This window comes from Bacillus sp. F9_6S_D1_P_5 (genome assembly GCF_054823925.1).
Genome location: NZ_JBTREW010000018.1, coordinates 70430 through 95773, shown reverse-complemented (window position 1 = coordinate 95773; position 25344 = coordinate 70430). Strand labels below are relative to the sequence as shown.

Annotated in this window: 25 protein-coding genes, 1 pseudogene and 1 other annotated feature; of the genes and pseudogenes, 8 read left to right on the top strand and 18 right to left on the bottom strand. The window is 34.1% G+C overall.

Annotated elements, in window-relative coordinates; translation table 11 throughout:
- Nucleotides 1-2: 2 nt before the first annotated feature.
- On the bottom strand, nucleotides 3-1106 hold the full coding sequence (gene proB, locus ACUXEY_RS20690; protein WP_461301507.1) for a glutamate 5-kinase: 1104 nt from the start codon (nucleotides 1104-1106) through the stop codon (nucleotides 3-5).
- 145 nt (nucleotides 1107-1251) lie between these two features.
- Nucleotides 1252-1462: a binding site (T-box leader), on the bottom strand.
- Nucleotides 1463-1801: 339 nt separating this feature from the next.
- On the opposite strand from proB, the gene proC reads away from it, so the two are divergent.
- Complete coding sequence (gene proC / locus ACUXEY_RS20685) at nucleotides 1802-2620, top strand: pyrroline-5-carboxylate reductase (protein WP_461301506.1); 819 nt, start codon at nucleotides 1802-1804, stop codon at nucleotides 2618-2620.
- A 190-nt stretch (nucleotides 2621-2810) separates the two neighbouring features.
- Here proC and ACUXEY_RS20680 read toward each other — a convergent pair whose 3' ends face one another.
- Both ACUXEY_RS20680 and ACUXEY_RS20675 read right to left on the bottom strand, forming a co-directional pair.
- A complete protein-coding gene (locus ACUXEY_RS20680; protein ID WP_461301505.1) occupies nucleotides 2811-4451 on the bottom strand; it encodes a M20/M25/M40 family metallo-hydrolase in 1641 nt (546 codons plus the stop codon).
- A 75-nt stretch (nucleotides 4452-4526) separates the two neighbouring features.
- A complete protein-coding gene (locus tag ACUXEY_RS20675; RefSeq protein WP_429602061.1) occupies nucleotides 4527-5276 on the bottom strand; it encodes an IclR family transcriptional regulator in 750 nt (249 codons plus the stop codon).
- A 267-nt stretch (nucleotides 5277-5543) separates the two neighbouring features.
- On the opposite strand from ACUXEY_RS20675, the gene ACUXEY_RS20670 reads away from it, so the two are divergent.
- Entirely contained in the window at nucleotides 5544-6968 is a 1425-nt protein-coding gene (locus ACUXEY_RS20670; protein ID WP_461301504.1) for an amino acid permease, read from the top strand.
- Between the two features lie 62 nt (nucleotides 6969-7030).
- Here the strand turns inward: ACUXEY_RS20670 and ACUXEY_RS20665 are convergent, their stop codons facing one another.
- The 3 genes from ACUXEY_RS20665 to ACUXEY_RS20655 all read right to left on the bottom strand — a co-directional run bounded on the left by ACUXEY_RS20665 (nucleotide 7031) and on the right by ACUXEY_RS20655 (nucleotide 11402).
- Nucleotides 7031-8218, bottom strand: a complete 1188-nt coding sequence (locus ACUXEY_RS20665; RefSeq protein WP_461301503.1) for an RtcB family protein — start codon at nucleotides 8216-8218, stop codon at nucleotides 7031-7033.
- A 264-nt stretch (nucleotides 8219-8482) separates the two neighbouring features.
- Complete coding sequence (gene desA, locus ACUXEY_RS20660) at nucleotides 8483-9514, bottom strand: Delta(5) desaturase DesA (RefSeq protein ID WP_461301502.1); 1032 nt, start codon at nucleotides 9512-9514, stop codon at nucleotides 8483-8485.
- A 226-nt stretch (nucleotides 9515-9740) separates the two neighbouring features.
- Nucleotides 9741-11402, bottom strand: a complete 1662-nt coding sequence (locus ACUXEY_RS20655; protein WP_461301501.1) for an alkaline phosphatase — start codon at nucleotides 11400-11402, stop codon at nucleotides 9741-9743.
- A 285-nt stretch (nucleotides 11403-11687) separates the two neighbouring features.
- Between ACUXEY_RS20655 and ACUXEY_RS20650 the strand changes: the two genes are divergently transcribed.
- Nucleotides 11688-12170 carry a DUF2975 domain-containing protein gene (locus ACUXEY_RS20650; protein ID WP_166704644.1) on the top strand — a complete coding sequence of 161 codons (483 nt, stop codon included), beginning with the start codon at nucleotides 11688-11690 and terminating at the stop codon, nucleotides 12168-12170.
- Between the two features lie 10 nt (nucleotides 12171-12180).
- Complete coding sequence (locus ACUXEY_RS20645) at nucleotides 12181-12396, top strand: helix-turn-helix domain-containing protein (protein WP_000974621.1); 216 nt, start codon at nucleotides 12181-12183, stop codon at nucleotides 12394-12396.
- A gap of 39 nt (nucleotides 12397-12435) precedes the next feature.
- On the opposite strand, the pseudogene ACUXEY_RS20640 reads toward ACUXEY_RS20645, so the two are convergent.
- The 9 genes and pseudogenes from ACUXEY_RS20640 to ACUXEY_RS20600 all read right to left on the bottom strand — a co-directional run bounded on the left by ACUXEY_RS20640 (nucleotide 12436) and on the right by ACUXEY_RS20600 (nucleotide 18366).
- A pseudogene (locus ACUXEY_RS20640) lies at nucleotides 12436-12746 on the bottom strand (hypothetical protein).
- Nucleotides 12747-12852: 106 nt separating this feature from the next.
- A complete protein-coding gene (locus ACUXEY_RS20635) occupies nucleotides 12853-13239 on the bottom strand; it encodes a DUF3887 domain-containing protein (RefSeq protein ID WP_461301500.1) in 387 nt (128 codons plus the stop codon).
- Nucleotides 13236-13919 carry a YhfC family glutamic-type intramembrane protease gene (locus tag ACUXEY_RS20630; RefSeq protein WP_461301499.1) on the bottom strand — a complete coding sequence of 228 codons (684 nt, stop codon included), beginning with the start codon at nucleotides 13917-13919 and terminating at the stop codon, nucleotides 13236-13238. The genes ACUXEY_RS20635 and ACUXEY_RS20630 overlap by 4 nt, the downstream gene beginning before the upstream one ends.
- An 89-nt stretch (nucleotides 13920-14008) precedes the next feature.
- The gene (locus ACUXEY_RS20625) at nucleotides 14009-15325 is read right to left on the bottom strand and encodes a GHKL domain-containing protein (RefSeq protein WP_461301498.1); all 1317 of its coding nucleotides are present in this window, start codon (nucleotides 15323-15325) and stop codon (nucleotides 14009-14011) included.
- Nucleotides 15325-16059, bottom strand: a complete 735-nt coding sequence (locus tag ACUXEY_RS20620; RefSeq protein ID WP_461301497.1) for a LytR/AlgR family response regulator transcription factor — start codon at nucleotides 16057-16059, stop codon at nucleotides 15325-15327. The genes ACUXEY_RS20625 and ACUXEY_RS20620 overlap by 1 nt, the downstream gene beginning before the upstream one ends.
- A 183-nt stretch (nucleotides 16060-16242) precedes the next feature.
- Nucleotides 16243-16821, bottom strand: coding sequence for an HAD-IA family hydrolase (locus tag ACUXEY_RS20615; protein ID WP_461301496.1), 579 nt, complete (start codon nucleotides 16819-16821; stop codon nucleotides 16243-16245).
- 23 nt (nucleotides 16822-16844) lie between these two features.
- Nucleotides 16845-17426, bottom strand: coding sequence for a kinase (locus ACUXEY_RS20610; RefSeq protein ID WP_461301495.1), 582 nt, complete (start codon nucleotides 17424-17426; stop codon nucleotides 16845-16847).
- A complete protein-coding gene (locus ACUXEY_RS20605; RefSeq protein ID WP_461301494.1) occupies nucleotides 17426-17968 on the bottom strand; it encodes a GNAT family N-acetyltransferase in 543 nt (180 codons plus the stop codon). Before ACUXEY_RS20605 ends, ACUXEY_RS20610 begins: the two co-directional genes overlap by 1 nt.
- Nucleotides 17969-17982: 14 nt before the next feature.
- The gene (locus ACUXEY_RS20600) at nucleotides 17983-18366 is read right to left on the bottom strand and encodes a glyoxalase/bleomycin resistance/dioxygenase family protein (protein WP_001049849.1); all 384 of its coding nucleotides are present in this window, start codon (nucleotides 18364-18366) and stop codon (nucleotides 17983-17985) included.
- 282 nt (nucleotides 18367-18648) lie between these two features.
- Here ACUXEY_RS20600 and ACUXEY_RS20595 point away from each other — a divergent pair, with 282 nt between their 5' ends.
- The gene (locus tag ACUXEY_RS20595) at nucleotides 18649-18897 is read left to right on the top strand and encodes a DNA alkylation repair protein (RefSeq protein WP_461301493.1); all 249 of its coding nucleotides are present in this window, start codon (nucleotides 18649-18651) and stop codon (nucleotides 18895-18897) included.
- A gap of 320 nt (nucleotides 18898-19217) precedes the next feature.
- On the opposite strand, the gene ACUXEY_RS20590 is transcribed toward ACUXEY_RS20595, so the two are convergent.
- Both ACUXEY_RS20590 and ACUXEY_RS20585 read right to left on the bottom strand, forming a co-directional pair.
- Nucleotides 19218-19754: a DUF2812 domain-containing protein gene (locus tag ACUXEY_RS20590; RefSeq protein WP_461301492.1), complete on the bottom strand. Its 537-nt coding sequence runs from the start codon at nucleotides 19752-19754 to the stop codon at nucleotides 19218-19220.
- Between the two features lie 7 nt (nucleotides 19755-19761).
- A complete protein-coding gene (locus tag ACUXEY_RS20585; protein WP_461301491.1) occupies nucleotides 19762-20079 on the bottom strand; it encodes a PadR family transcriptional regulator in 318 nt (105 codons plus the stop codon).
- Nucleotides 20080-20283: 204 nt separating this feature from the next.
- On the opposite strand from ACUXEY_RS20585, the gene ACUXEY_RS20580 reads away from it, so the two are divergent.
- From ACUXEY_RS20580 to ACUXEY_RS20570, 3 genes are read left to right on the top strand one after another with little or no spacing between them, the layout of a single operon-like run.
- Entirely contained in the window at nucleotides 20284-21213 is a 930-nt protein-coding gene (locus tag ACUXEY_RS20580) for an AAA family ATPase (RefSeq protein WP_461301490.1), read from the top strand.
- Nucleotides 21210-22373, top strand: a complete 1164-nt coding sequence (locus ACUXEY_RS20575; protein ID WP_461301489.1) for a DUF58 domain-containing protein — start codon at nucleotides 21210-21212, stop codon at nucleotides 22371-22373. The genes ACUXEY_RS20580 and ACUXEY_RS20575 overlap by 4 nt, the downstream gene beginning before the upstream one ends.
- Nucleotides 22348-23457, top strand: a complete 1110-nt coding sequence (locus tag ACUXEY_RS20570) for a DUF4018 domain-containing protein (protein ID WP_461301488.1) — start codon at nucleotides 22348-22350, stop codon at nucleotides 23455-23457. Before ACUXEY_RS20575 ends, ACUXEY_RS20570 begins: the two co-directional genes overlap by 26 nt.
- A 56-nt stretch (nucleotides 23458-23513) precedes the next feature.
- Here ACUXEY_RS20570 and ACUXEY_RS20565 read toward each other — a convergent pair whose 3' ends face one another.
- Nucleotides 23514-24971: an MFS transporter gene (locus tag ACUXEY_RS20565; protein ID WP_461301487.1), complete on the bottom strand. Its 1458-nt coding sequence runs from the start codon at nucleotides 24969-24971 to the stop codon at nucleotides 23514-23516.
- Nucleotides 24972-25344: the final 373 nt, after the last annotated feature.

The window sequence follows — 25344 nt, the reverse complement described above, 5'->3', positions numbered from 1 at the left end:
TCTTAAAGTGAAACCCAATAATCTCTATGAATGACTTCATAATTATGTCTTTCGCCTCTTGCTTGAATATGTTGGCTTTGCATACCTTTTATCTCTCTTAATTCCTCTGCGCTATATGTGCATTGTCCTTTTCCTACTACGCGTCCTTGTTGCGTCATTACTTCTACGACATCGCCAACTTTAAAAAATCCTGAAACATTTGTAACGCCAGCAGGAAGAAGACTTTTACCATGCTGAATAATAGCTATAGCTGCTCCAGCGTCTATTTCAATTCGGCCGCTAACAAGTGAATGCAACGCAATCCATTGCTTGTTCATCTTCATTTCTTTTTGAGGAGCATTTCCGACATATGTTCCATCACCTTTTCCCTTCAAAACATCTACAAATTTCTCTTGTCCACGCCCTGTTCCGATAAATACACTCACCCCAAGAGAAAGTGCCGTCTTCGCAGCATCAATTTTTGATTTCATACCGCCAGTCCCAATTTTGGAACCAGCATCTCCTGCAAGAGAAGCAATCTCTTCTGTAACTTCAGGGAGGAAATAATATTTTTTCGCATCCGCATTTTTCTGAGGATTTTTATCATATAGACCGTTCACATCTGTAAAAATCATAAGCATATCTGCCGAAACAAGTCCGCTTACTAAAGCTGATAGCATATCATTATCACCGAACGTTAGCTCTTCTAATGAGATGGAATCATTTTCATTAATGATTGGAAGAGCAGAACGGTTTAGTAACTCTCCTAAAGTAGCGTAAGCGTTACTATATTGTTCTTTTCTAGAAAAGTCACTTCTCGTCAGCAATAGTTGCGCAGTAACGATGCCATATTTACGAAACTCCTCCGTATACGCCTGCATTAACAAACTTTGTCCGACAGCCGCAGCAGCCTGTTTTCCTTTAATTGTCACAGGTCTACTAGGATACCCTAAAGCTGAATAACCTGCAGCGACGGCCCCAGATGTAATTAACAAAACTTCATGCCCTTCCTCTTTCAATCGAGCCAATGCGGCAACGTGATCTGAAAGTTGTTCTTTAGAAATGCCTCCGTGACTATCTGCCAAGGAACTGCTACCAATCTTTACAACAATTCGTTGTTTTTTCACTTTTGTATCCCCCAAGTCTAAAATCAAAGTTTTTTATAAATTACACTTTTATTCATTCGGCTTGCAGCGATTTCCATTCTTATTAGTGCTGCCCCTAGCCTATTTAAGAGCAAAATAAAAATGACCGCTTCGCCCTTAATAAAATAAAAAGGACGAAACGGTCATTGTTCCGCGGTACCACCTTAATTGATATACATAGATATCCACTTGGCGCCTATAACGCAGGCGAACGCCTAAACTTTCATTTAAGACTCAGGGATAGGTTCGATATATTCTATACGAGGAATCTTTCAGCCGGTGAATTCCACTCTCTGTCGCAAGAAGACATATGTACTATTTCCCTTCAACGATTTACGGTTTAATTTTTTTATATTATGCGATATAGTTCGATTTGGTGTCAAGAGGTATTTTTAAAAATAAATAGAGCGGAAAGTAACTTGTATGAAATTAACCCCCTACTGAATGAAAATACAAATCGATATAAGATTAACTCATGTACATAAATATAAGCTCTTAAATTATAGTGTATATATTTACAGAATGTCGAATATAATTCATTTTTATCTTTTACTGTTGCAAAAAAGAATATATTCTCTTAGAATGTTTCCTTATATTGCACAGAGATGTTATTGTTATTTTAAGATAACAATTTCGAAATAATATAATTTATTAAAAAGGAGCAAGATTGAGTTATTATGGATAAACAAATTGGATTCATCGGATGCGGAAATATGGGAATGGCTATCATTGGCGGGATGCTCAACAAAAAGGTAGTGTCTGCAAATCATGTTATTTGTTCGGATTTAAACACTACGAATTTAAAACATGCTAACGAAAAATATGGGCTAACTACAACTACTGACAACAATGAAGTAGCTAAAAATGCTGATATTTTAATTTTATCAATTAAACCAGACCTATACGCATCAATCATTAACGAAATAAAAGAAGTAATCAAAAACGATGTTATCGTCGTAACGATCGCTGCCGGGAAAAGCATTAAAAGTACTGAAGAAGCTTTTGATAAAAAATTAAAAGTTGTAAGAGTAATGCCTAATACCCCTGCTCTTGTTGGAGAAGGAATGTCTGCATTATGCCCTAATGAAATGGTGACAGAAAAAGATTTAGAAGATGTGCTAAACATTTTCAATAGCTTTGGTCAATCAGAGATCGTAAGTGAAAAATTAATGGATGTTGTAACATCTGTAAGTGGTTCTTCACCAGCATACGTATATATGATTATAGAGGCGATGGCAGATGCTGCTGTACTAGATGGTATGCCTAGAAATCAAGCATATAAATTCGCTGCTCAAGCTGTGTTAGGGTCTGCAAAAATGGTACTAGAAACAGGAATACATCCAGGTGAATTGAAAGATATGGTTTGTTCTCCTGGCGGAACAACGATAGAAGCTGTAGCAACATTAGAGGAAAAAGGCTTACGCACAGCCATCATTTCAGCTATGCAGCGCTGTACGCAAAAATCTATTGAACTGTCTGGTCAAACAAAAAAATAAAACGATAAAAGAGATCACGGTTGCTATGAATTTAATTAGAAAATGGTGGATTACATACTTTCTCGCTTTCACTAAATGATAAACGGACAAACTCATATATACTTGAGTTGTCCGTTCTTTTGATTATACTGAAATAATTTTATTTAAATCCTCTTTTGATATTTTAGTTTTAACTCTTCTCTATTCCCTACTATGATTGTGTAATTTTATTAGAAACAAGTAATTTTTCAATGCATTTCGGCAACATATCTAATAACGTTTCAAAAGCGTAATTTACATCTAAACGTTCTGTCCATTGATGTGCATCTTTGCCTACCGGCCCCATATTTAATACTGGAACGTCAAACTCTTCTAATTCCTGAAGTGGGATCGAGTAACCTTTATCCCATAATGGCATATTGTCTACAAGTGAACTCATTGAATCTAGTGGATTCTGTAAGCCCACATAGCTCAAATCTGAAATTCCTCCAAAATAGTTTTGGTTTTCAAATGTAATGTTATGATTGTAATGTGCATACTTTTCCATTTCTGTAACTACTTCTTTAATTAACGGATTGTTGCGTGAACTTACAGCTGGATAATATGGTGGAGCAAAGAAAAGTACAATCATCGGCGCCATTTCTTTACATAAAATAGCTAGTTTATCTACTAAATCAATTGTTACCGCACGATCATCTTTCTCTTCTCTATTTTTTATTATACTAGATTGAATATCATCTATTTTCTCTTGCCCATGTTGTTCAACTGCATAAGCGATAAGCTCTTCATACGTTAATACATTTACTTTCAGATTAGGCGGTATAAACGGATTATATTTAGAAAAACGATATGCTTGCTTTTCATATTTCTCTTCTATTTTCTCTGCTACTTTCGTTACTTTTTGACGTAACAATGAAACGACATCTGTCATTGATTTTTCTAATAAAAACAAATTAAATAATGTGACGGCACGATGCGGAATTTGGACAGAATAATCCTCCTTTAAGTCCCGTTGAAGTAAGTTAGTTGGCGGAGGACTCGCTTCCCCTTCTACAATATCACAAAGGTCTGTATTCAACTCTAATTCTGCTGTGATTAATGACGCCATATAACTACCATTTAAGCCCGCAAAAGGTTCACCTACATGTGTTTCTTTACCATAGCAAAGAAAACCAGGTAATACTTTACCAATAGAACCAGTGTAAATATACTTATTTTGGTCACCAGGGTGTCTTGCAAACATAGGCTCTGAATTTAGAACTGTTTTATAATTTAAATCATGTTCTCTTGCTAACTCAAGTAATCTTGGAACAGCAGCCCTCATCCCCACCGAATTTACTTCTTCATCTGGAACGGCTAATAAAAGAACATTTCCATCAAATCTTCCTTCACAGGCCTGCTCAATCATTGCCATTTGTAACGTGAGGCCGCATTTCATGTCCATTGTTCCTCTACCAAATAGCCAATCTCCTTGTTCTATATCTTCACGTACATGGCCTGGTAGTTCATCTTTATGAGAATAAAACATAGACGTTAACTTTTTAGGATTGAATGCATCCTCTTTCCACACTCCGTAATCTTGTACATCTACAACATCAAAGTGACTAACTAGAATTACGGTATTTTTTGTACAATCGCTTTTCTTTACGAGCGCTGTAACAAAATATCGTCCGTCCCCCGTCGGATTTTTTTGCAAATGATGCGGGTTTTCTTTGAAGTACTGTAAATCAGATAATTGTTCCACAACAAAGTCTGGCAATATTACTTCAGCTTCTGTACCTGTAATACTAGGAATTTCAACTAGACTACTTAATAATTGAATCAATTGTTCTTTTGATTGCCACTTTGACATATAAATCCCCCTATTTTTCCGCATTATGAAAATGAATTCCAGTATATGAATAAAAAATGACGACAGTTATCAAAATTATAGTTCTGATGTACTGCCGATTTTTATTGATATTTCATGAGCTGCTTGTTTTACCTTACTAATAAGAAAAGATAGTCGATCATCATTAATGCGATGACTAATTAACCCAACACTTAATGCTCCTACTACTTTATGATTAAATCCGATAATTGGTGCAGCGACTGAAGCCGTCCCTTCTGTTTTTTCACCATAACTTACCGCATATCCTTCATTTCTTATATGCTTTATTTGCTCTAAAAGAATGCGCTTTTGTTCTGGTAAAGAAGAAAGCAACTGTTCTACAATATGTTCCATTTCATTCGTTTTCATATTGGCAAGCATTGTTTTATTTGCAGCACCAATTGAAAGTGGAATCTGTTCTCCTAGATTATCGATAACTCGAATTGTTAAAGGACTATCAATCCTTTCAATAATAATAGAATGTGTTCCATTTGGAATATTCAAATACACACTTTCTTCTACTTCAGTAGCCAAACGTTTCATCACTTCTCTTGCAACTGATCTGTAGTCTACTTTCTCCAATTGTCGTAATCCTATTTCCATCCACATTGGCCCAATTTTGTACTGCTTCGTTTCTGAAATTTGCGTAACTAACCCATGCTCGATTAGAGAATTAAGTAATCTATGTACTGTACTAACTGGGAGATGTGTTCTGTCCGCTATATCAGAAATAGCCCAATACTCTTTTTCATTAGTAGAATTTAACAACTTTATTATACTTATCGCTCGATCAATGGACTGTACCATAACTCACCTCAACTTGACTTGTAATATGCTAGTACGCTCAATTACCTATCAATTTATCAAAAATTCAAAATGAAATCAATCTATTTATTCAATTTTCTAAAAATAAAAATATGTTGCTAATAATAAATTGAAAGCGCGAACAAAAAAATATTGACTTTTCCTTTTAATTATCTGAAAATTATAACAAGATTTCACATCACGGAATATATTCCACAATACGGAAAAACATCAAACTTTATTCTATCAACTACGAAAGTGAGGAAAACAATGTCGCAAGTAAGCAATACAAACAATGAATTAAAACGTACGATGAAAAGTAGACACTTATTCATGATTGCACTCGGTGGTGTGATTGGAACGGGGTTATTTAACGGATCTGGCTTTATTATAAGTCAAGCTGGACCTGGTGGATCCGTACTTGCCTTTATGGCTGGTGGATTATTAATGTATTTCGTTATGCTTTGTCTTGGTGAACTTGCTGTAGCTATGCCTGTTTCAGGTTCTTTTCAGGAATATGCAACTAAGTTCATCAATCCTGCAACTGGATTTACAATCGGATGGTTATATTGGTTAAGCTGGGCAAATACGACCGGTCTTGAATTTACAACGGCCGGCATTACAATGCAGCGCTGGTTCCCTGATATTCCTGTTTGGGTTTGGTGTTTAATATTTGGTGTTACAATCTTCACTATTAACGCATTATCTGCTCGTAGTTATGCAGAAACAGAATTTTGGTTTTCAAGCATAAAAGTATCTGCCATTATAGCTTTTATTATCCTTGGTGGCGCCGCTATGTTCGGTTTTATTGATTTAAAAGGCGACGAACCAGCCCCATTATTATCAAATTTCGTAAATCATGGCGGTTTATTCCCAAATGGGCTTGCAGCTATTCTATTAACTATGGTTACAGTTAATTATTCCTTCCAAGGTACTGAACTTGTCGGTATCGCAGCAGGTGAAAGTGAAGATCCAGCAAAAACTTTACCTCGTTCTATTAGAAATATTATATGGCGCACGATGTTTTTCTTCGTCTTAGCAATCTTTGTACTCGTTGCTTTAATTCCTTGGGAAGAAGCAGGATTAACAAAAAGCCCGTTCGTTGCTGTTTTTGATAATATTGGTATTCCATATGCAGCTGATATTATGAACTTTGTTATTCTTACAGCTGTTCTTTCTGTTGCAAACTCTGGACTGTACGCTGCAACCCGCATGCTTTGGTCATTATCAAAAAATGAAATGGCTCCAGCCTTTTTAAAGAAATTGTCATCGCGCGGAATACCTTTAAACGCTTTAATTATGACGATCGCTATTTCTGCTTTTTCTCTTTTGACAAGCGTTGTAGCTGCTGAAACGGTTTACTTATGGTTAATTTCCATTTCTGGCGTCATTACAATCATCGTTTGGATGTCAATTTGTGTCTCTCAATTCTTTTTCCGTAAACATTATTTAGCAGACGGTGGAAGATTAGAAGACTTAAAATTTAAAACTCCACTTTATCCACTTGTACCTATTCTTGGTTTTGGATTGTATGGCATTATATTAATCAGTCTTATCTTTATTCCTGAACAACGACTTGGAATCTATTGCACTGTACCATTTATCATCTTCTGCTACACATACTATCACTTTAAAGTTAAGAAAAGAATTGCTACTAACACTCGTAGTGAAAGTAAAATTAGCGAGACTATGTAATACTATACTTATATATAAAAGACCGCACATGACTTTCACTTCATGTGCGGTCTTCTATCATTCTAATTCGCTTTAAAATTATATAATGGCTTAATAATGTGCTTTATATCTATTGTTTCTTTCGTATTTTCGATAATTTCATCCATTGGCTTATATACCATTGGTGCCTCATCAATTGTGCTCTCTACCACCGATGTAGTCCACACCTCTGTCATCGTATTTTGAAATCCCTCTAGACTCAATGATTCTTTAGCCTTCTTACGACTCATAATACGTCCTGCCCCGTGCGGACCTGAAAAGTTCCAGTCTGGATTACCTTTACCAAATGCAATAATTGAACCATCTCTCATGTTAATTGGAATAATGACTCGTTTATCTTTCTGAGCTGAAATAGCACCTTTTCGTAGAATCATATTTTCCATGTCAATATAGTTATGTATTGTAGTAAATTGATCCGTAATTTTCCAGTCCATTTTCGTAACAATTTCATTAATCATTGCTTTACGATTTAACGCAGCATACTTTTGGGCAATATTCATGTCATTCATATAATCTTTGAATCCTTCTCCTTCTAAATAAGCTAGTTCTTTACGAATATTAGGCTTCTGAATTCCTCGTAAAGTTTCTTGTATTTCTTTTGCTCTCCCTTCTTCAGTTAATCTCTTAATAATCTCAGCCTTCATTGATGTAACATCAATGAGTTGTTCATATGCGAAGTTTTGGTAATACTCTGCTATTTGTTTACCTAAATTACGTGAACCACTATGAATGACAATATATACTTTACCTTTATCGTCCTCATTCAATTCGACAAAATGATTTCCTCCCCCAAGTGTACCAATACTTTTTTGAGCGCGTTGTAATGTAAATGGAGCTCTCACATCATCAAAATCAATCATTTTTGAGAATCGATGTTCTTTATCTCGTATACGAAAACCACTTGGAACGAATTTACGAATTGTTTCGTCTAAACAATCGAAATTAATTTCTTCTTTTTTCTTATCAATCACAACAACTTCCATCCCACACCCAATGTCTACCCCTACAAGATTAGGAACAATTTTATCTTGTATTGTCATTGTTGTCCCAATCGTACAACCTGCTCCTGCATGTGTATCTGGCATAATACGAATTTGACTATCCTTTACGAATTCTTGGTTACAAAGATCAATAATCTGCCTAGTCGCAGTCTCATCAACGTTATTCGTAAATACTTTCGCTTCATTGTATTTTCCTTGTAATTTCATCATCTTTCATGTCCCCTTCCTTTTGAAAGAATTATTTTATTACGTTATTTCTGTTCTAATAATTTCTATCGTCCACCTTCTGCTTACCATTATATATGTACGATATCCTTCACAATAATAAAAAATTATGATGATTTATCTTGTTTACATAATATAATTACCGTATCCTTAAATTTATACGTACACATCGTCCTCGATATCAGTTATATATAACAAAAACTCCCCTTACATCAAAAATGATTAAGGGGAGTTTTATAGCCGATGAAATTATAGTTCCGATTTCACCCGAACAGAAACATTATTTTTAATTATATTTTTGACATCTTTAAAGCTAACAAAATTGTTATTTTTCTCATCCCAAAGACGGAAGCGAAGTGAACGTAAGCTTGTAGCAAGAGTAATTGTTGGTACATTTTTTAACGGAAGCGTATTATTGTGTGCCTCTTCTAATTTATAGTTAGGTACTCTTGGACTTAGATGGTGAACATGATGGAATCCAATATTACCAGTTAAGAATTGCAAGATTTTTGGAAGTTTATAAAATGAACTTCCTTCCACGGCCGCTTTCACATATTCCCAATCTTTATCTTCTTCAAAGTAAGAATCCTCGAATGTGTGCTGTACGTAAAACAGCCAAATCCCTACTGAACCTGCTATTAAGAATATCGTACCATGTACTAACAGAAACGATTGCCACCCAATTGCCCAGCAAAGTATAGCTACTACAGCAACGATTATTATATTCGTCAAATAAGTATTCATACGTTCTTTCTGTCTAGCACCTTTTCGGTTAAATCTATTTTTAAGCAAGAAAACATAAATCGGGCCTAATCCAAACATAACGAATGGATTGCGATATAAACGATATGCTAAACGAAGTCTAAATGGCGCAGCTACATATTCATCCACTGTAAGCGTCCAAATATCTCCTGTACCTCGCTTATCCAAATTACCACTTGTAGCGTGATGAATAGCATGCTCATGTCCCCATTGATCAAATGGGAATAATGTTAACACACCCATACATGTCCCTACTATTCTATTGGCAGGTCGACTTTTAAAGAATGAATAATGGGTACAATCATGAAAAATTATGAAAATTCGCGTCATAAAACCAGCAGCTAACAGAGATGGAACTAATGCTAACAAATAAGAAACAGACAAACTTTTATAAGCAAGGTACCATAAAATAATAAATGGCACGACTGTGTTAATAAGTTGCCACACACTTTTTTTAATCGTTGATTTTTCATAAGGAGCAACTTGTTTTTTTAAATTTTTAGTATTTTCTAATGTCATTGTTTTAATTCCTTTCCTTTTTGTTGCTAATTCATATTATAGCACACTATTAGTATCAGGTGTTAAAAGTAGATATAATAAATATTTTATACTATAAAAATCTCTTTTTTCTTACTCATTACTTACAAATTACTTACGTCTAAGATAGTTTTTATATAGACAAGTTTAATCCAAACAAAAAATTGCCAACTACTTACCCTAACTATGGTAAGTGGTTAGCAATTTTTTAACGAGAATGTTTTCTAAATAGATGAATTGCTTCTTCTGGTACATAAACCTTTCCATTACTCTTTACTACAACGCTTCCTAATTCATACTCTTTACCATTGATACGAATAATATTTTTATTAACAAATAATTTAGCTTCTACGTTTTTTCGCTTTACTACAAGCACTGGATTTGCTATATCCGTATTATCTATTGTTACTGTTGCTCCTTTTCGTTTAAAAGCTGATTCACTCTCTACAAATAACTTATTTGTTACTTCTTCTAAATTAAAACCCATTGCTTTCGCCATCGTCTTCGCAACGTCTGTGTTTTGGATCAAACCGTATGGCTTTTTAGGACCGTAAGAATATAAAAATACATCCTCACCTGTATGCCCTCCTGTCGTGAAGCCAATATTTGCACGGTTAGCTAGTAATGTAGTAAGTATTGGACCAATATCCGTTTTCTTTTGTACAACTTTCAATTTTTCCTTTTCACCTTCAGTTAAGTTATTTAAACCGTAAAGTGCAGCTACTTCTTCTTTATTAGATAAATCATTTTTTAGTTTTTCTGTAGCACCTTCGAGTGTCATTTTCGCTTTTTTTAATGGTTCTATGTAAGCATGCACTGGTTTTGTTTTATACCCTTTTGTCGTATTCGTATTTCCAATAGAAATCCCGCTATTACCATGGTCAGTTAAAGCGATAAGCAGTGTATTCTCATCATTTTTTGCAAATTTTAATGCTTCTGCAACTGCATTATCAAATGCTAATACATCACTAATCATCCCTATTGGATCATTCACATGAGCTGCCCAGTCTGGCTTACTTCCCTCTACAAACAAAAAGAAACCATCTTTATCTTTTGATAACACTTGAATTGCTTTTTCAGTCATTTGAGAAAGTGTTGGTTGCTTTGGATTTGTTGCTTCACGATCCATATCAAACGCTAAGGCATTATGTGAAAAGGATCCCCAAATTTTATTAGATTTAGAGTTCAATAATGCATCTTTCGTTTCAACAAAATCATATCCTTTCTCTTGAATCACCTTTACTAAATCTTCACTATCTTTTCTTTTTTTAGGTAGCAGTGCCGCGTTTCCCCCGCCTAATACGACATCTATATTTTGATACACTTGTTGCTCCGCAATTACGTCAAAATGCTTGCGGTTTACATGGTGAGCGGAGAATCCAGCAGGAGTAGCATGCTGAATTTCAGCTGTAGCAACAATTCCAGTTGCGCGGCCAGTACGTTTGGCGCCTTCTAAAACATTGGCAACTGGCCGTAACTTGTCCTCTTCTTTTATTGATTTTAAGCCAGGTGAACTTACAATTGAAGGTAATACACCTACATATCCAGAATTCGATTTATTCCCCGTCGCTAAAGCTGTAGCTGCTGGGGCTGAGTCTGTTATAGCTGATTCAGCCGAATATGTACGAACACCTCCTGTTACCATTTCGTCTAATGCAAGTGGTTTCCCTTTATACAAGCGAGCTAATGTAGTTGCTGAAGAACTCGTTCCGTCCATAACCATTATGATTACATTTTTCGGTTGACGTTCTACTTTTTTCACTTTAGCTTCCACTGTATGATAATTCACCAAACTTTCAGTACATAACATACTTATTGTGATTGTTCCTAATAACAACAATCTCTTCATCTTTAAAGCTAATTCCGACATTATTGCGCCTCCATTTATTTCACATTCATTTACATACAAAGGTCTGATTTTCCTTTACTTTTCACAACCTACATATGTTTTATTAGTTCCCAATTCTTATAAAGCTAACAATCGTAACTTTCTCATTCATTACATGTCGTTATAGTTCATCTATCTTAATAAAGAAGATTTTTCATTATTAACTTGTTTAACAATAAATCCCCAACTGAAATAAATAAAAATTTATTGTTAAACAATAAATTTCATGGTAAATTAATAAGATATTAAATAAATGAGGTGCTTTTTATGAAACAAGGATCAACACTCTTCCTAAAGACAGCTGTGATTCTAATGGGTATCCCTGTTCTTGCTATGTGCATTTTTTTAGTCCCTAAAATAGGAAATTTCGCTGCAGAACTATATCCTGATATTGCATATATTAAATATCTTGTATTTATCAACTTATACGCAACAGCAATACCTTATTATTTTGCGTTGTATCAAACATTTAAGCTTTTAAACTATATTGATAAGAACAACGCATTCTCAGAGTTATCTGTTAAAGCTTTAAAAAATATTAAGTACAGTGCACTAGCAATTAGTGTATTATATGTATTAGGTTTGCCACTTTTCTATCTTGTGGCAGAGAGAGATGACGCCCCTGGCATTATTATTATTGGAATGATTATGATTTTTGCTTCAATGGTAATCGCGGTCTTTGCTGCCGTTCTCCAAAGACTATTAAAAGATGCGATAGATATAAAATCAGAAAATGATTTAACGGTCTGAGGTGAATAATATGGCAATTATTATTAATATTGATGTAATGTTAGCGAAAAGAAAAATGAGCGTAACAGAGCTTTCGGAGAAGGTTGGAATTACAATGGCTAACCTTTCTATTTTGAAAAACGGAAAAGCAAAAGCAGTTCGTTTTTCAACTTTAGAAGCCATTTGTAAAGCATTAGAATGCCAACCAGGCGATATTTTAGAATATCAACCAGAAGAAAGTGAATAAAAAGAGTCCTTCTCGTATGAAGGACTCTTTTTTTCGCTATTACGGCGCAAAACTAACTCGACCAGTCAAAACTAAAATAATCGCAATGATCCAAAATATAAAGAATGATAAGGACAGTATGAATGAAAGAATAGCAATTCCCTTCTTCTCGTTTTTTTCGTCATCGTAATGACAGAAAGTATAATACCTGCTACTGTGAGGGCAACTGTAATATAATCTCCCACTATATTACCTGCATTCGCTATCCTTGTCGGGGTAATAAAAACGAACAAAAAACATAAAATGCCGATGAGTAAAGATATATAACTTATTATACTGTACTTCCTTTTAGGAACTATTTCAGTTTTCATACTAACCCACCCCTCTCTATAGCTATGTGTTTATATTAGCATGAATAACCATAATTTGGTTAAAACAAAAAAACAGATACAGCGGAGACTTCCACTGTATCTGTTTTTATTTAATAAATAAACCTGCTATTTCTTCTTTGTCATTATAAGTTATAATATATGTCCGTTGTTCCTTACTATATTTCGCTACAAGAATCACAGTGTATAAACCATCTTTTTCTTCAATCGATTTTTTCTCAATTTTTTCGAACGTACCGGCTTTCTCTATTACAGGTGTAAGATCTTTCATTTTTTCTTCTGGTAATCCGGCTTTCATTTTACTATCAAATTTTTCATGCACTTCTTTATACTTCGCTTCATTTAATAATGATACAATCTCTTCCGCCTTTGGAATAAACTTTTTTGACGTACTTTCATCTACTTTATTACCGGTACATGCTGCGAGTGCGAACGCCGCAATGGCACTTATCATAATAAGTAACATTCTTCTCATTTTAATACACCCTTTCTTTTTAAAATGAAACTATAACTAAAAACGAGTAAAGCACAAATTGCTATTGAAACTTCTGACATAATGATCCCGCTTTTCCCTTGTACATATAGCGATATAATGACAGCTAATGCATTTGCAGTCCCATGGATGAGAATTGCATATACAACATAACGAAATTTCTTTTGGACGACAGCTTGCAATACAATGAAGGAAAGCCCAATATGCAATATCATCGCAAACATGCGCTCAATACCTCCGAAATAATAACTGTCACCATTTTGAATGACTGTTTGTGACAATAATAGGGATATTACCGGGATGCCAACTATTAACACTGCCTCAATACCACCATGCCCTGCTCCAAATAAAAAACCAGACTGCCAATCTCGTTGCTTCATAAAATAACGCATTGCGATAAAACGAGCTATTTCTTCAAATATTCCAGCTGATAAACTAAGCAAAAGTACAAATAGGACAGGCTGCATAACAGAAAACATTTGAAAATCAGTGCTAGTTCCATTTACATAATTCAGTATTGGTATGCGAATCAATATTTGTGATACAACAAAAGCCAATACACCTAACATATATGGAATAGAGCGTTTCTTCCAAACAGCATATAAAAGTGCTACAAGCGGTAAACCAAAGCTAATCATTGTTGTAAAAATAAGACCATTCATCTCGCTTCACCTCTTACTTAAAGTGTATATAAACGAGTGAAGGAAGTATGTAGTTCTTTCCTATTCGGTTTCATTTTCATCATAGATGGTCATTTCATCTCTTTTAATATGAATGTTTGCGTGAAATAAGGACTTACATAAGTTGTTTCTAACGTCGCGTTATTTGTTTTATCCATAATCCGTTTTAATGAGAATAGCCCGTATCCTCTCGCTCCTTCTTTACTTGAATGGTTTTTCTCATAAATTTTTTGCAAATCAATCTCTTCACTCTTTGAACTATTACGCACAATAAAATATTGTCGTGCGTCCATTTCAAAGAATGCGATTTGCAATATCTTTTCCTCACTATGCACCGCTTCTTCAATTGCATTGTCTACTAAAACTGAAATGATGCGAATAAATGAAATAATCGTCATCGAAACACTTTCAATGTTCTCCGGTATATCAAGCATTACTTTAATTTGTTGCTGCTGGGCAGTGCCAACTTTCGCCCTTAATACACTTCTCACTTCAGGAATATGTATGCGAGATAATTTCGCAATATCAAGTTCATGATCATTTATTGTTTTTAACGTAGGAGCTATAACGTCATAATACACTTGCTCAATTTCCTTCACATTTTTTGTACGTATGCCCTCTTCTAACGATAGTAATACATTCATATAATCATGACGGAAACTAGCAAGCTCATCGTGCATATCCTCTAATTTCTCTACATAATCTAATAACTCTTTATCTAAACGTTTTTCATGCTCTTCTCGTAACTTTTCTTTTGATAAGTGTGAGCTTATTAGCATAATGATTAGTAATAATAAAAATATAATAATCGCTGAAATATAACTTACTTCACTGTATTGTTGATTTAATTGTGCTAATAGCGCAGAAGATGGTTGAGTTAAGATTAGTTCAATAATAAATCCGGCAATTAATAATATATAAGTTACATAGTATAGCGGACTACCTACTATATATTGAGCAATTTTTCGGATTCTTTTGCGAGCTACAAAAATACCTATAAAAGTAATTGTCGATACGATAAGATGAATTATGCTACCCGTCCATAAATATAAATTAAATGGCGTTAACATAAAGATTTTCATTCCTAAATCGAAAAGCAACATCTTTACTAACGTTATAATAACCATGCTCACTAGTGCAAAATATACATTATGCTTAAGTTTTAGTTCATTTTGCATTAGTCCTAAACTTATTAAAAATAACACAATCGTACTATTCAATTCTGGATATCTCGTTACTGTTACGACAATCGCAAGTAAAATAATAAATACCGCACTTAAAGCTATTAACATTCTATATGACAATCTATTGTACCGGATTAATTGAATGTATAAAAACGTATGGCTCATACTAGTAAGCAGTATTGCAAATAAATCATAAATATACATTACATCTCACCCTTTAACATGTTACGTACTTTACTCACTAAACGCCGTGATACTGGAATGCGTTTCCCACTTTTTAAAACTATCATTTTCTGCTTCGCATCATAAGCAGACATTTGCTTCGTATTCACGATATATGATTGATGACAACGAAATAAACGTTCATCTATTATTTCAATTTCTTTTAAAGTCCCGTAAAAAGAAACGATTCGATCTAACGTCACTAATGCTAAACGGTGTGGTTCATCGGTCATAACATATTCAACTTCATGAAAAGGAACCCGTACAGTCGCATTACTATTTTCAACGATAAAATCATCAGATGGAATGATGTGCTTATTACGCGCTTCATATTGGAGTAAACATTGTTCAAAAACGTTACGCCTCTCCTCGTATGGCAACCCTTTATCAATAAAAGTTAAAGCTGATACCATGTATTGATATGAAATAGGTGCAAATTCAGAATGCGTCGTTACAAAAACAATAATTCCTTGCGTATCATACTTTCGTATCTCTTGTGCCACTTGTAACCCTTTACGCTCTTCTCTTTTTATCTCTATATCTAAAAAATAGATTGGAACATACTTCGCCTTAGGAATGTTAGTAATGATGTTTTCACTTTTACTAGTCACCTCTATAAAATCAAAAGGCAACATATATTTCTCGCAAATCTCTTCAACTAGCCGCTTTATTTGCTGCGCTTGTATGACATCATCTTCTAAAATAAAAATACTCATGTGATCACTCGCTTTATAGAAATCTTCTTATTTATAAATTTATCTATAAACATATATTTCAAATCATTATGCCAAGCTCCTTCTAAATTCTTGAAAGTATTTAATTTATTTTCTTTCGTTTTTATTAAGCATAGAAAACAACCTCTACTTTTCTCTTGAAAGTAGAGGTTTTATTTAATTTTTTTATAAAATAACCTCTCTATCCATCACTATCTTAAAAAATTCCGAGTAATGTGATAAAGAATAATCCGCTACATCACAATTCCCTTGAAACATACATGTTGAAATACCTAATTCTTTTGCAGGTATTAAATCTAACTCCCTGTCTCCAATAGCTAGATGAATACTGTGCTTTTTATGCAAATAATCATAAGATAAAGCGTTCGGTTTTCGGGGGAAACCATCGTCAATTGTAACCATGTCTACGAAGTATTTGTCCCATCCGTAATGATTTAATATAGATAATACCCCAGCTCTATCTTTATGAGTCATAATTACATTTTTATCGGCAAACTTTAAAACCTCTTCCACTTTTTCAAATGGTTTTATATCTTCTATCATAATGCGACTCTCTAATACATCAATTTCACTCAATTGTTTTTTAGTTATTTCATAATAATTAATTGCATGTGAAAATGAAATCTTTAACTTTGCATAGATTTCTTCTTCACTTATTTCCTTCCCTAAAACTTGAGAAAAAATCTTTGTATAAACTGGATACGTATCAAATAACGTACCATCAAAATCCCATAAAATATTCATTCTGTTCACCTTCTAATTTCCAATCATTGTATGATTAAATCCGCTTGCTCCTTCGGTAATTCCGTTTCTAAGTAATAATCCTCTGCTTTCCAATACCTATTTTGAAACTTCGAAAGTTTCTGTTGAGTCTCTTCGCTTTCCCGCAGAAACCGTGTCTCTCTTGGACAATCCAAGTACACTATATAATGAAAGAAATCTCTCCATTCTTTTCGTTGTAAAAAAACACCTTCAATTACAATTACACCTACTATGGGAATCTGTACTTTTTTCATTTGGCATGAATCTGCCACATCATTATAGAACGGTAAATTCAGTTTTGTTTCGGTTTGTAACTTTTGAAAAAACTTCTGCTGAAGCCACTCAATATCCCATTGTAAATAATAATACTCATGCCATTCTTCAAATCCTGTGTCATAGCGTTTATTACGCTCTACTATGTGATCATCCATATGGAAAATATGAAACGGAACGCTTTCTTGTTTCATATTTTCCTTTAAGTTTGTTACAAATGTTGTTTTTCCTGATCGACTTAAGCCATCTATACCTAAAATGAACCTATTTTCTTTATGTTTCTTCATGACATTTATAATTTCACTCGTACTCATTATTTCTTCCACTCTTCTTTTAATAACGAGTATAAAATCGTATCATGAGCAATTCTATTTTGAATCATATGTTTTCGAAGTAAACCTTCTTCTTGAAACCCTGCTTTACTTAATAATTTTTGAGAAGCTTTATTTTCTACATATACAACAGCAGCAATTCTTATAAGTTGCAATGTTTCAAATCCGTAAGTTAAAATCGCCTGTAACGCTTCCGTTGCATACCCTTGTCCCCAAAATGTATCGTCTAATTCATAACCGATTTCAGCTCGCTTATGATGCCTGTTTACTAAATGAAATCCGCACGTTCCGATTAATTGGCCCGTCCCTTTTTTCTCTATTCCCCAGCGAAATACACTGCCCTCTTCATAACGATTTTTAAACGTTTGAATCGTCGTTTTCGCTTGCTCAATATTTTCGAAAGAATCCATTCCGAAATAACGTATAACAGATTCTTTTGAAAAATAACGGAACATCGTTTCTGCATCTAACAGTGTTAGTTCTCTTAATTGTAAACGTTCTGTTTCTAGTTTCGGAAACCCCATCACTTTTTCTCCTTCTATTCTAATGAACTGCAAATTTCAATATAATTCCCATCTGGATCGGCAATGTATGCAATTGTTTGTCCCCACGGTTTCACAATTGGTTCAACTAAAATCTTAATTCCTTGCTCTCTAAATTGCTCAATTGTTTCTTGTACATTTTCGACAACGAATCCCAATTCAAAATGAGAAGATTGTAACTCGCCTTCTGTAAGTGGTAATCCTGTTAATTCTTTTACGTCTTGCCGGGTATTCATCGCTAATATGGTAGTTCCCGTATTAAATTCAATATATGTACCATGCTCTGCTTTTATAGGTAACTGTAAAATATCTTTATAAAACTTTAAACATTCTTCAAACTTTTCTACATATAAAATGATATACTTCATTTTTAAATTCATTTTACATCCCCCTTTATATCCATCCCTAAAATTTCGACAAAAGTCTCATAAAAACCTTGTTTCCTATAGTAACGAGCACAAAAAAATGAGGCCGATTTCTCGGCCTCCCAGCTTATTGGCATAAAACAGGAGATTTGGTTTGGACATAACCAGTTCGTACTCTTATTATATTTTATTTTTTCTGAATTTTAAATACATTAAATACCTATTTATATTGAGAAAGTTTTTTGCTTGCATAAAATTAAAGAATTTAAGAAATGCTACAAATGGAGGTGTATACATATGGAACCAATGCTATGTCCAAGTTGTAAAACGAACCGTACTCGCTTTAATATTCTTGAGCAACAAGTAAAACCAGTCAAGTTAAATCCACAAACTGGTCAAGTAGAAGAAGAATACACAAATGAAAATATGAATACTTTTCATATGGCCTATCAAGGACCAACTTACCGCGTCCAATGCGCTGTATGCGGACTTGTTGAAAACCCGGAGCAATTTATTAAACCTGCGCAAAATCAATCTTTTTCTTAAATATTATTATTACCCCCTACCGATTTTTTGTAGGGGGTTTATCGATTTAATATGGTAATCATAAAATGTTTTTCTTTCTTATTATAAATTACACCCCACACCTTCTTTGTCATCTTTTATTTTTTGATCCTCAATATGGATCGTTTTTTCTTCATTTATTATTTTTGGGTTATGTGTGTCTTCATAACTGTTACTTCTGTGCCTTTATACAGATTTTTATTATATAAAAAAGAGTGAACAAAAATACAATTATATAGAATCAAAAGAAGTTGATCCTGGATTTCCCTACAACATCAACTTCTTTTTAACTCTACTTTTTATTATAATATTTCACTTTTTAATTCCTTAATTTTCCAAGAGATTCTTATAAAGAAGTATATCCACATACAACCTGTAAGACCCGTCATAGCTTTCGCCCACATTGGCACTCTTGATTCCATCGGGCTTAAAAATAGGTTATAAGTTGATGGTAATATACTTGCTGATATAATAACAAGGAATAGTAATAACTCATTTAGTTTTTGTATCCTCGTCTCCTTTTCTGAGTAAATATCAGGCAATTCATTTACTTCTTCTACTTCTTTACAAAAATAATTCCATCTTGTGAAACTTGTTACGCGTTTCCAACCTGACATTTCGTATATTTCGAAATACTCTTGTCGTTGTTCTTTCGAATCTCTATAAACTAATCTAAAATCAGCTTTGTATATTACATCTTTTGGCTCAGTTTTCTTAAACGTATACATTAAATTATATTTTTGTAATGCCCAACCTTGTTGATGCATCTTTCGTAAAAAAGCTTCTTCTTTTTCTAAATTCCATGCCGTAAAAAACTTAAATACCCTTTTTGTCTCCATCTTCCATTCACTCCCCTAATATACTATTCCCATTCCTTACAGATCTCTGCAACCTGTTATACTCTAGCTCTAACACTTCTCTACCAAGTGGCGTTAACTCATAACACTTCTTTCTATCTGTAGAGGCAACTTCAACAATTATTTTTTCTTTTAATAACTTCGTCGTATTCCCGTATAAAGTACCTGGACCGAGCTTTACTTCTCCATTTGTCATCTCTTCTACCATTTGCATAATTCCGTAACCATGCATTGGTTTCACTAGTGATAACAATATGTAATATGTCGCCTCTGTTAACGGAATATATTTTTTCGCTTTCGCATTCATTATAACCACCTCCGATACATCGCTTCCTGATATATCCACTCGCGATACATCGTATATCGATATTGTATAACTACATTCCAAAATATGCAAGTATAATTTAATAACCGGATATTTATTTCTTTGAATTGAAAAATCATATAAATTTTCTGAATAATTTGTTAAAATATAGAAATATCCGTTTATATTTTGAAAGGAATGATACATATGATAAATAAATTGAAAGAAAACATAGGATCAGTTTTTGTCGGTAAAGAAAATGTTATAGATTTATTACTCGTTTCATTGCTTGCTGATGGACATGTACTGCTTGAGGATGTGCCTGGTACGGGGAAAACGTTACTTGCGAAAACACTATCTAAAAGTATAGGTGGTAATTTTTCTCGCGTCCAATTTACACCGGATGTACTTCCGAGTGATGTAACAGGTATTGAATATTTTAATCCGAAAACGAGTGGATTTGAGTTAAGACTTGGACCAGTTATGACCAATATATTACTTGCAGATGAAATTAACCGCGCTATGCCGAGAACACAGTCTAGTTTATTAGAAGCTATGGAGGAACGACAAGTAACACTTGAAAAACAGTCTACTCTTCTTCCAAAACCGTTCTTTGTTATTGCGACGCAAAATCCAATTGAATCACAAGGAACGTTTCCTCTTCCAGATGCACAGCTTGATCGTTTTTTAATGACCATTTCAATTGGTTATCCTGATCCCGAAGATGAGTTAAAAATGATGCGTCGTTTCCGCAACGATACGCCGTTAGAAAGCGTCAAATCTGTTATTTCTTTAGAAGACATTTTAGAAGCACAGAAGCGTGTAAAAGAAATTTTCGTATCTGAACCGTTAGAACATTACATTATTAAACTTGCTCATGCTACAAGAAATCATAATTACATCGCTAACGGTGTAAGTCCACGTGCTACACTTTCCTTAGTGCGTGCAGTTCAAGCGTTAGCCTTTTTACGCGGAAGAGAATATTGCACGCCTGAAGATATACAATTTTTAGTTCCTTCCGTTTGGAAGCACCGCATTGTCTTATCAATGGAAGGCGCATTACGTACGACAAAAAATGAAATTATGCAGAGGATTTTAAAAGAAGTTGACGTACCAGTGGAGATTGAGCAAGCATGAATGGACAGCGCGTTGTAACTGTACCGTTATTTTTCCAACTCCATATTATTCAACTAACTGTCCCAGGCGCTATACTATTTACATTTTTTATGCCGCAACGAATTATTATGTTTCTCTTTTTCATCTACTATTTATTTGCGATTTTCATTTATAAATATGTCGCTTACATAGAGAAAAAGTTTCAAGTGATAAACGAGAAACAAACAACTCGGCTTTTTCCTGATGAACCTGGACAGTTTTTCATTCATTTAAAAAACGGAGCAAATATACCACTCGTTAACGGTGTTTGTTATTTTCATTTAAATCCGTCCCTTCTCCCACAAAAAGATCAAGGGATTGAACAAATATCAAAAACGCTATTTTCTTTCCCGTTTTCACAACCTGCACATTCAGCGCAAAAGTGGGATTTAACATTAATCGCAACGAAGCGTGGTGTGTTTCAAATTGAACAGTTCGAATGTGTCTTGAAAGATCCTTTTCACCTTTTAACTGTACATTTACCCATTTTTGATAAATTACGGACTGAAATTATTGTGTACCCTTCTCCTAAAGAAGTAGCAGGTTTACAAGAACTTCAGCAACTTTTAAACGGATCTTATCGAACGAATTTTTCTTTTTACAATGATGAAACATCTATTATTGGAGTTAAACGATATGAACGTGAGTCTTTCCGTTCTATCCATTGGAAAGCATCTGCTAAAATGCAGGAATTACAGGCGAAGCAATATGAACCTGTTAAAAATTATAGTTGGACAATTTGTCTTTCATTAGCTGCTGATCGCGGATTTGGTTGGAAAGATAATATAGAAGACCTTATTTCATTTGCTACATACATTTGTCAATACGCAACGAAGCATCAAATACCGTTTGAATTATTTATTAGTGTATTAGCAGAAGGTGGTCCTCTGCATTTACCATTAAACGAAGGGCAAACACATTATGGAATATCTTTAGAGGAATTAGCACGTATTTCAGATGATAGTACGTTGCTTCCGAAACAAGGGTTCCTTCATTATGTAGAGAGAAAAAGAGAACGATCGTCTACAATGATATACATTGGTTTACAGAGAAATGAACTCCCTCTTCTCTCTCAGCCTACGTTTCTCATTACTAACGAAGGGATGGTGGAAAAGCTTGAAAACTTGGCTCTATCACGTTAATGACTTTATTCTGCTGCTCCTCCTTTCGTTATTAACGGAAAGAGATGAGCTTGTTGCTGTTGCTATATTTTTAGCAACGGGCTATATTGGTGTATTTCTAATCCATACATTCATGAAGAAAAAAACAACAGGTTTTGTCATGCTATTAATGACTCAAATAATTGGTTGTTTTATCTTTCTCCCTTTTTCGCTATTTAGCACAATTATGTTACCGCTTTTCTTCTTTATCGTACATGTAGTCGGGCCTGGATATCCAGTTCAAAAATCGTTAGGCGGCATAGTTTGGTTTGGTATTTCAGCTATATTTTATGCGCCCTTTCCGCCTTTGTGGAAACTATTACTTTTAGTTTTACACATTATGATTACTTTTTGGTTAACTGGGGCTAATCGTAATCAACAATTATTACGTTTCGCTTCTATTATTACAATTGTTGTAATGAGTACCATACTTGTTCTAGTTTTCCCTTTTATTCGTCTTATTTTTAGTCTTATGACAGAAGTAGTCGCATTAGGGGTCGGTTATGTTATAAATCCATTTCTCATAGCAGCTGAATTGAAAGATACTGAGGGAGTTTGGGCAAGTAAAGGGCATCTCTTAAAACCACAAATTGAAGATGGGAAAACACCTCCTGATTTTGATCCAACTCTTATAAATAGCATGACCATAATAGCTTGTGCTGCTATTGCTATTTACGTCGTTTGGAAAATAATAAAAAGACGAAAACAATTCAGTTTACCAAATATGCCTGTCTTCGAATCTACTATCATTACTGATAAAGAAGGAATGAGCCAAAAACGTTTGAAACGAAACAAACCGCCACAAAACGAAATTCGAAAAGAGATTTTTAAACTGGAGAGTAAATTAATTCCTCCTTTAAATAGAAACCGAGGAGAACCTATTGAAGCATGGTTAGAAAGAATAAATAGTGAAGAAGATGTAAATATTGAGAGTCATATTATTATAGATGCTTATAATACAGTGCGTTATTCAAATGAGGAAAATACCGTACAGTTACATGAATTTAAGGAAGAGATCAATAAGCTCTATGCATATCAGAAGAGTTTGAAGAAAAGAAAGAAATAACACAATAAAAAGACTCCTATTTTCATAGGAGTCTTTTTGTACTTCTACGTTACTTTTTAAATTGAAGCGTTTTTCCCTGCTTCAATTTCTAATGACTCTTCATGCCACCAAAGTGTTTCTTCAGGGTCTTCTTTAGCAATTTGGTGTGCTTCTTTTTTCGTTTCTACTGTAGGATATGAACCTTTTAGCGCACGTCCTGATGTTGTAACGAATAGTACACTAAACACAACTAATCCAATAATACTTACACCCGCTAAATAAAATGCCGGTGCAAGCGGGTTACCGGTTGCATGAACTAAGTATGAACATACGAGTGGTGTTGTTCCACCGAATATTGATACAGAAATATTAAATGAGATCGAAAGTGCTCGATAACGTACATCGGTGAAAAATAGTGATGGTAATAACGAAGGTAATGTTCCTTCGTACACACTTAAGAAGAAACCTAATACGAAAATACCTGCAAATATAGCTGCAATATGTCCGTTACCTATTAGTAAAAATGCTGGGATTGCAAATACAGTTAAACCGAGTAAGCCGATTTGCACGACGCGTTTATTACCAATTTTATCACTTAATTTACCGAAATAAAGTGCTAGTGGAATCATAAGTGCCATCGTAATAGAAATAATTAATAAGCCAGTTGTTTCTTTGACTTTAAGTACTTGAGTTAGATAAGAAGGAATATACGAAAGAATCATATAGTTCGTAATATTAAAGAAGGCGACAATTACTGTGCTTAATAAGAAGTCTTTTTTGTGATATTTCATAATATCCATAAATGAAAATTGTTCATTGTCTTCAGATTCTTCTTGTGCTTTTTCCATCTCTTCAAAGATTGGAGATTCATCTAGATGACGACGTAAATATAAACCGACCAAACCAATTGGTGCAGCTACTAAGAAAGGAATACGCCAGCCCCAGCTGAGCATTTGCTCATCTGTTAACAATAACGTCAAAATGGTAACAATTACCGATGCAGCAATGTAACCTGAGAGTGTTCCAATTTCAAGACCACTACCGAGTATACCACGCTTTTTATCTGGAGAAGATTCTGCGATATAAACCATTGCACCTGAATATTCGCCGCCTGTAGAGAAGCCTTGAATCATTCGGGCAACTAAAAGTAGTATTGGTGCCCATACACCAATTTGTTCATAGGTTGGTAGTAATGCGATGAATAATGTAGAAAGTGCCATTAAAATAATAGTAGTACTTAACACGATTTTTCGGCCGTACTTATCTCCTATTCTACCAAAGAATACACCTCCGATTGGTCGAACGAGAAAGGCTGCTGCAAATGTACCGAATGTAAGTACAAGTTGCAATCCACTATTATCAACACCTGAGAAGAATAACTGACTTAAGATAACCGCTAAATACGCGTATAATCCGAAGTCAAACCACTCCATTGCATTCCCTATACCAGTAGCAATTACTGCTTTCCTGGCTTGCTTAGGATTGACAATATTAACGTCTTGAGGTTCAAAATTTAAATCATTATTTTGTTGCATATAATAAAACAGCTCCTTTTTTAATTTAACTTCTTTAAGCACACCTTCTCTTATTGAATAAAATTAATTCGAAGCACTTAAGGAAAAGCAACGTCTCCTTTTCTATTATTATTATTTCACATAATTAATTATTTGTCCAATTAAATGCTCTTTTTGTATAAATTTACACCCTATTTAACTTTTTATAAAATGAAGTTTAGGCTATATAATATATATCTTTACACTACAAATGAACCTTTCATTTATTTATATTTATAACGTTTCTATAATTGATTTCTCTAACTTAGAAATCAGTAACTTTTACTTAAGATTTGCATATATTTAAAAAGTGAACTCATTAGCTCGAATTCTGTTTTATTACATTTAACTATAA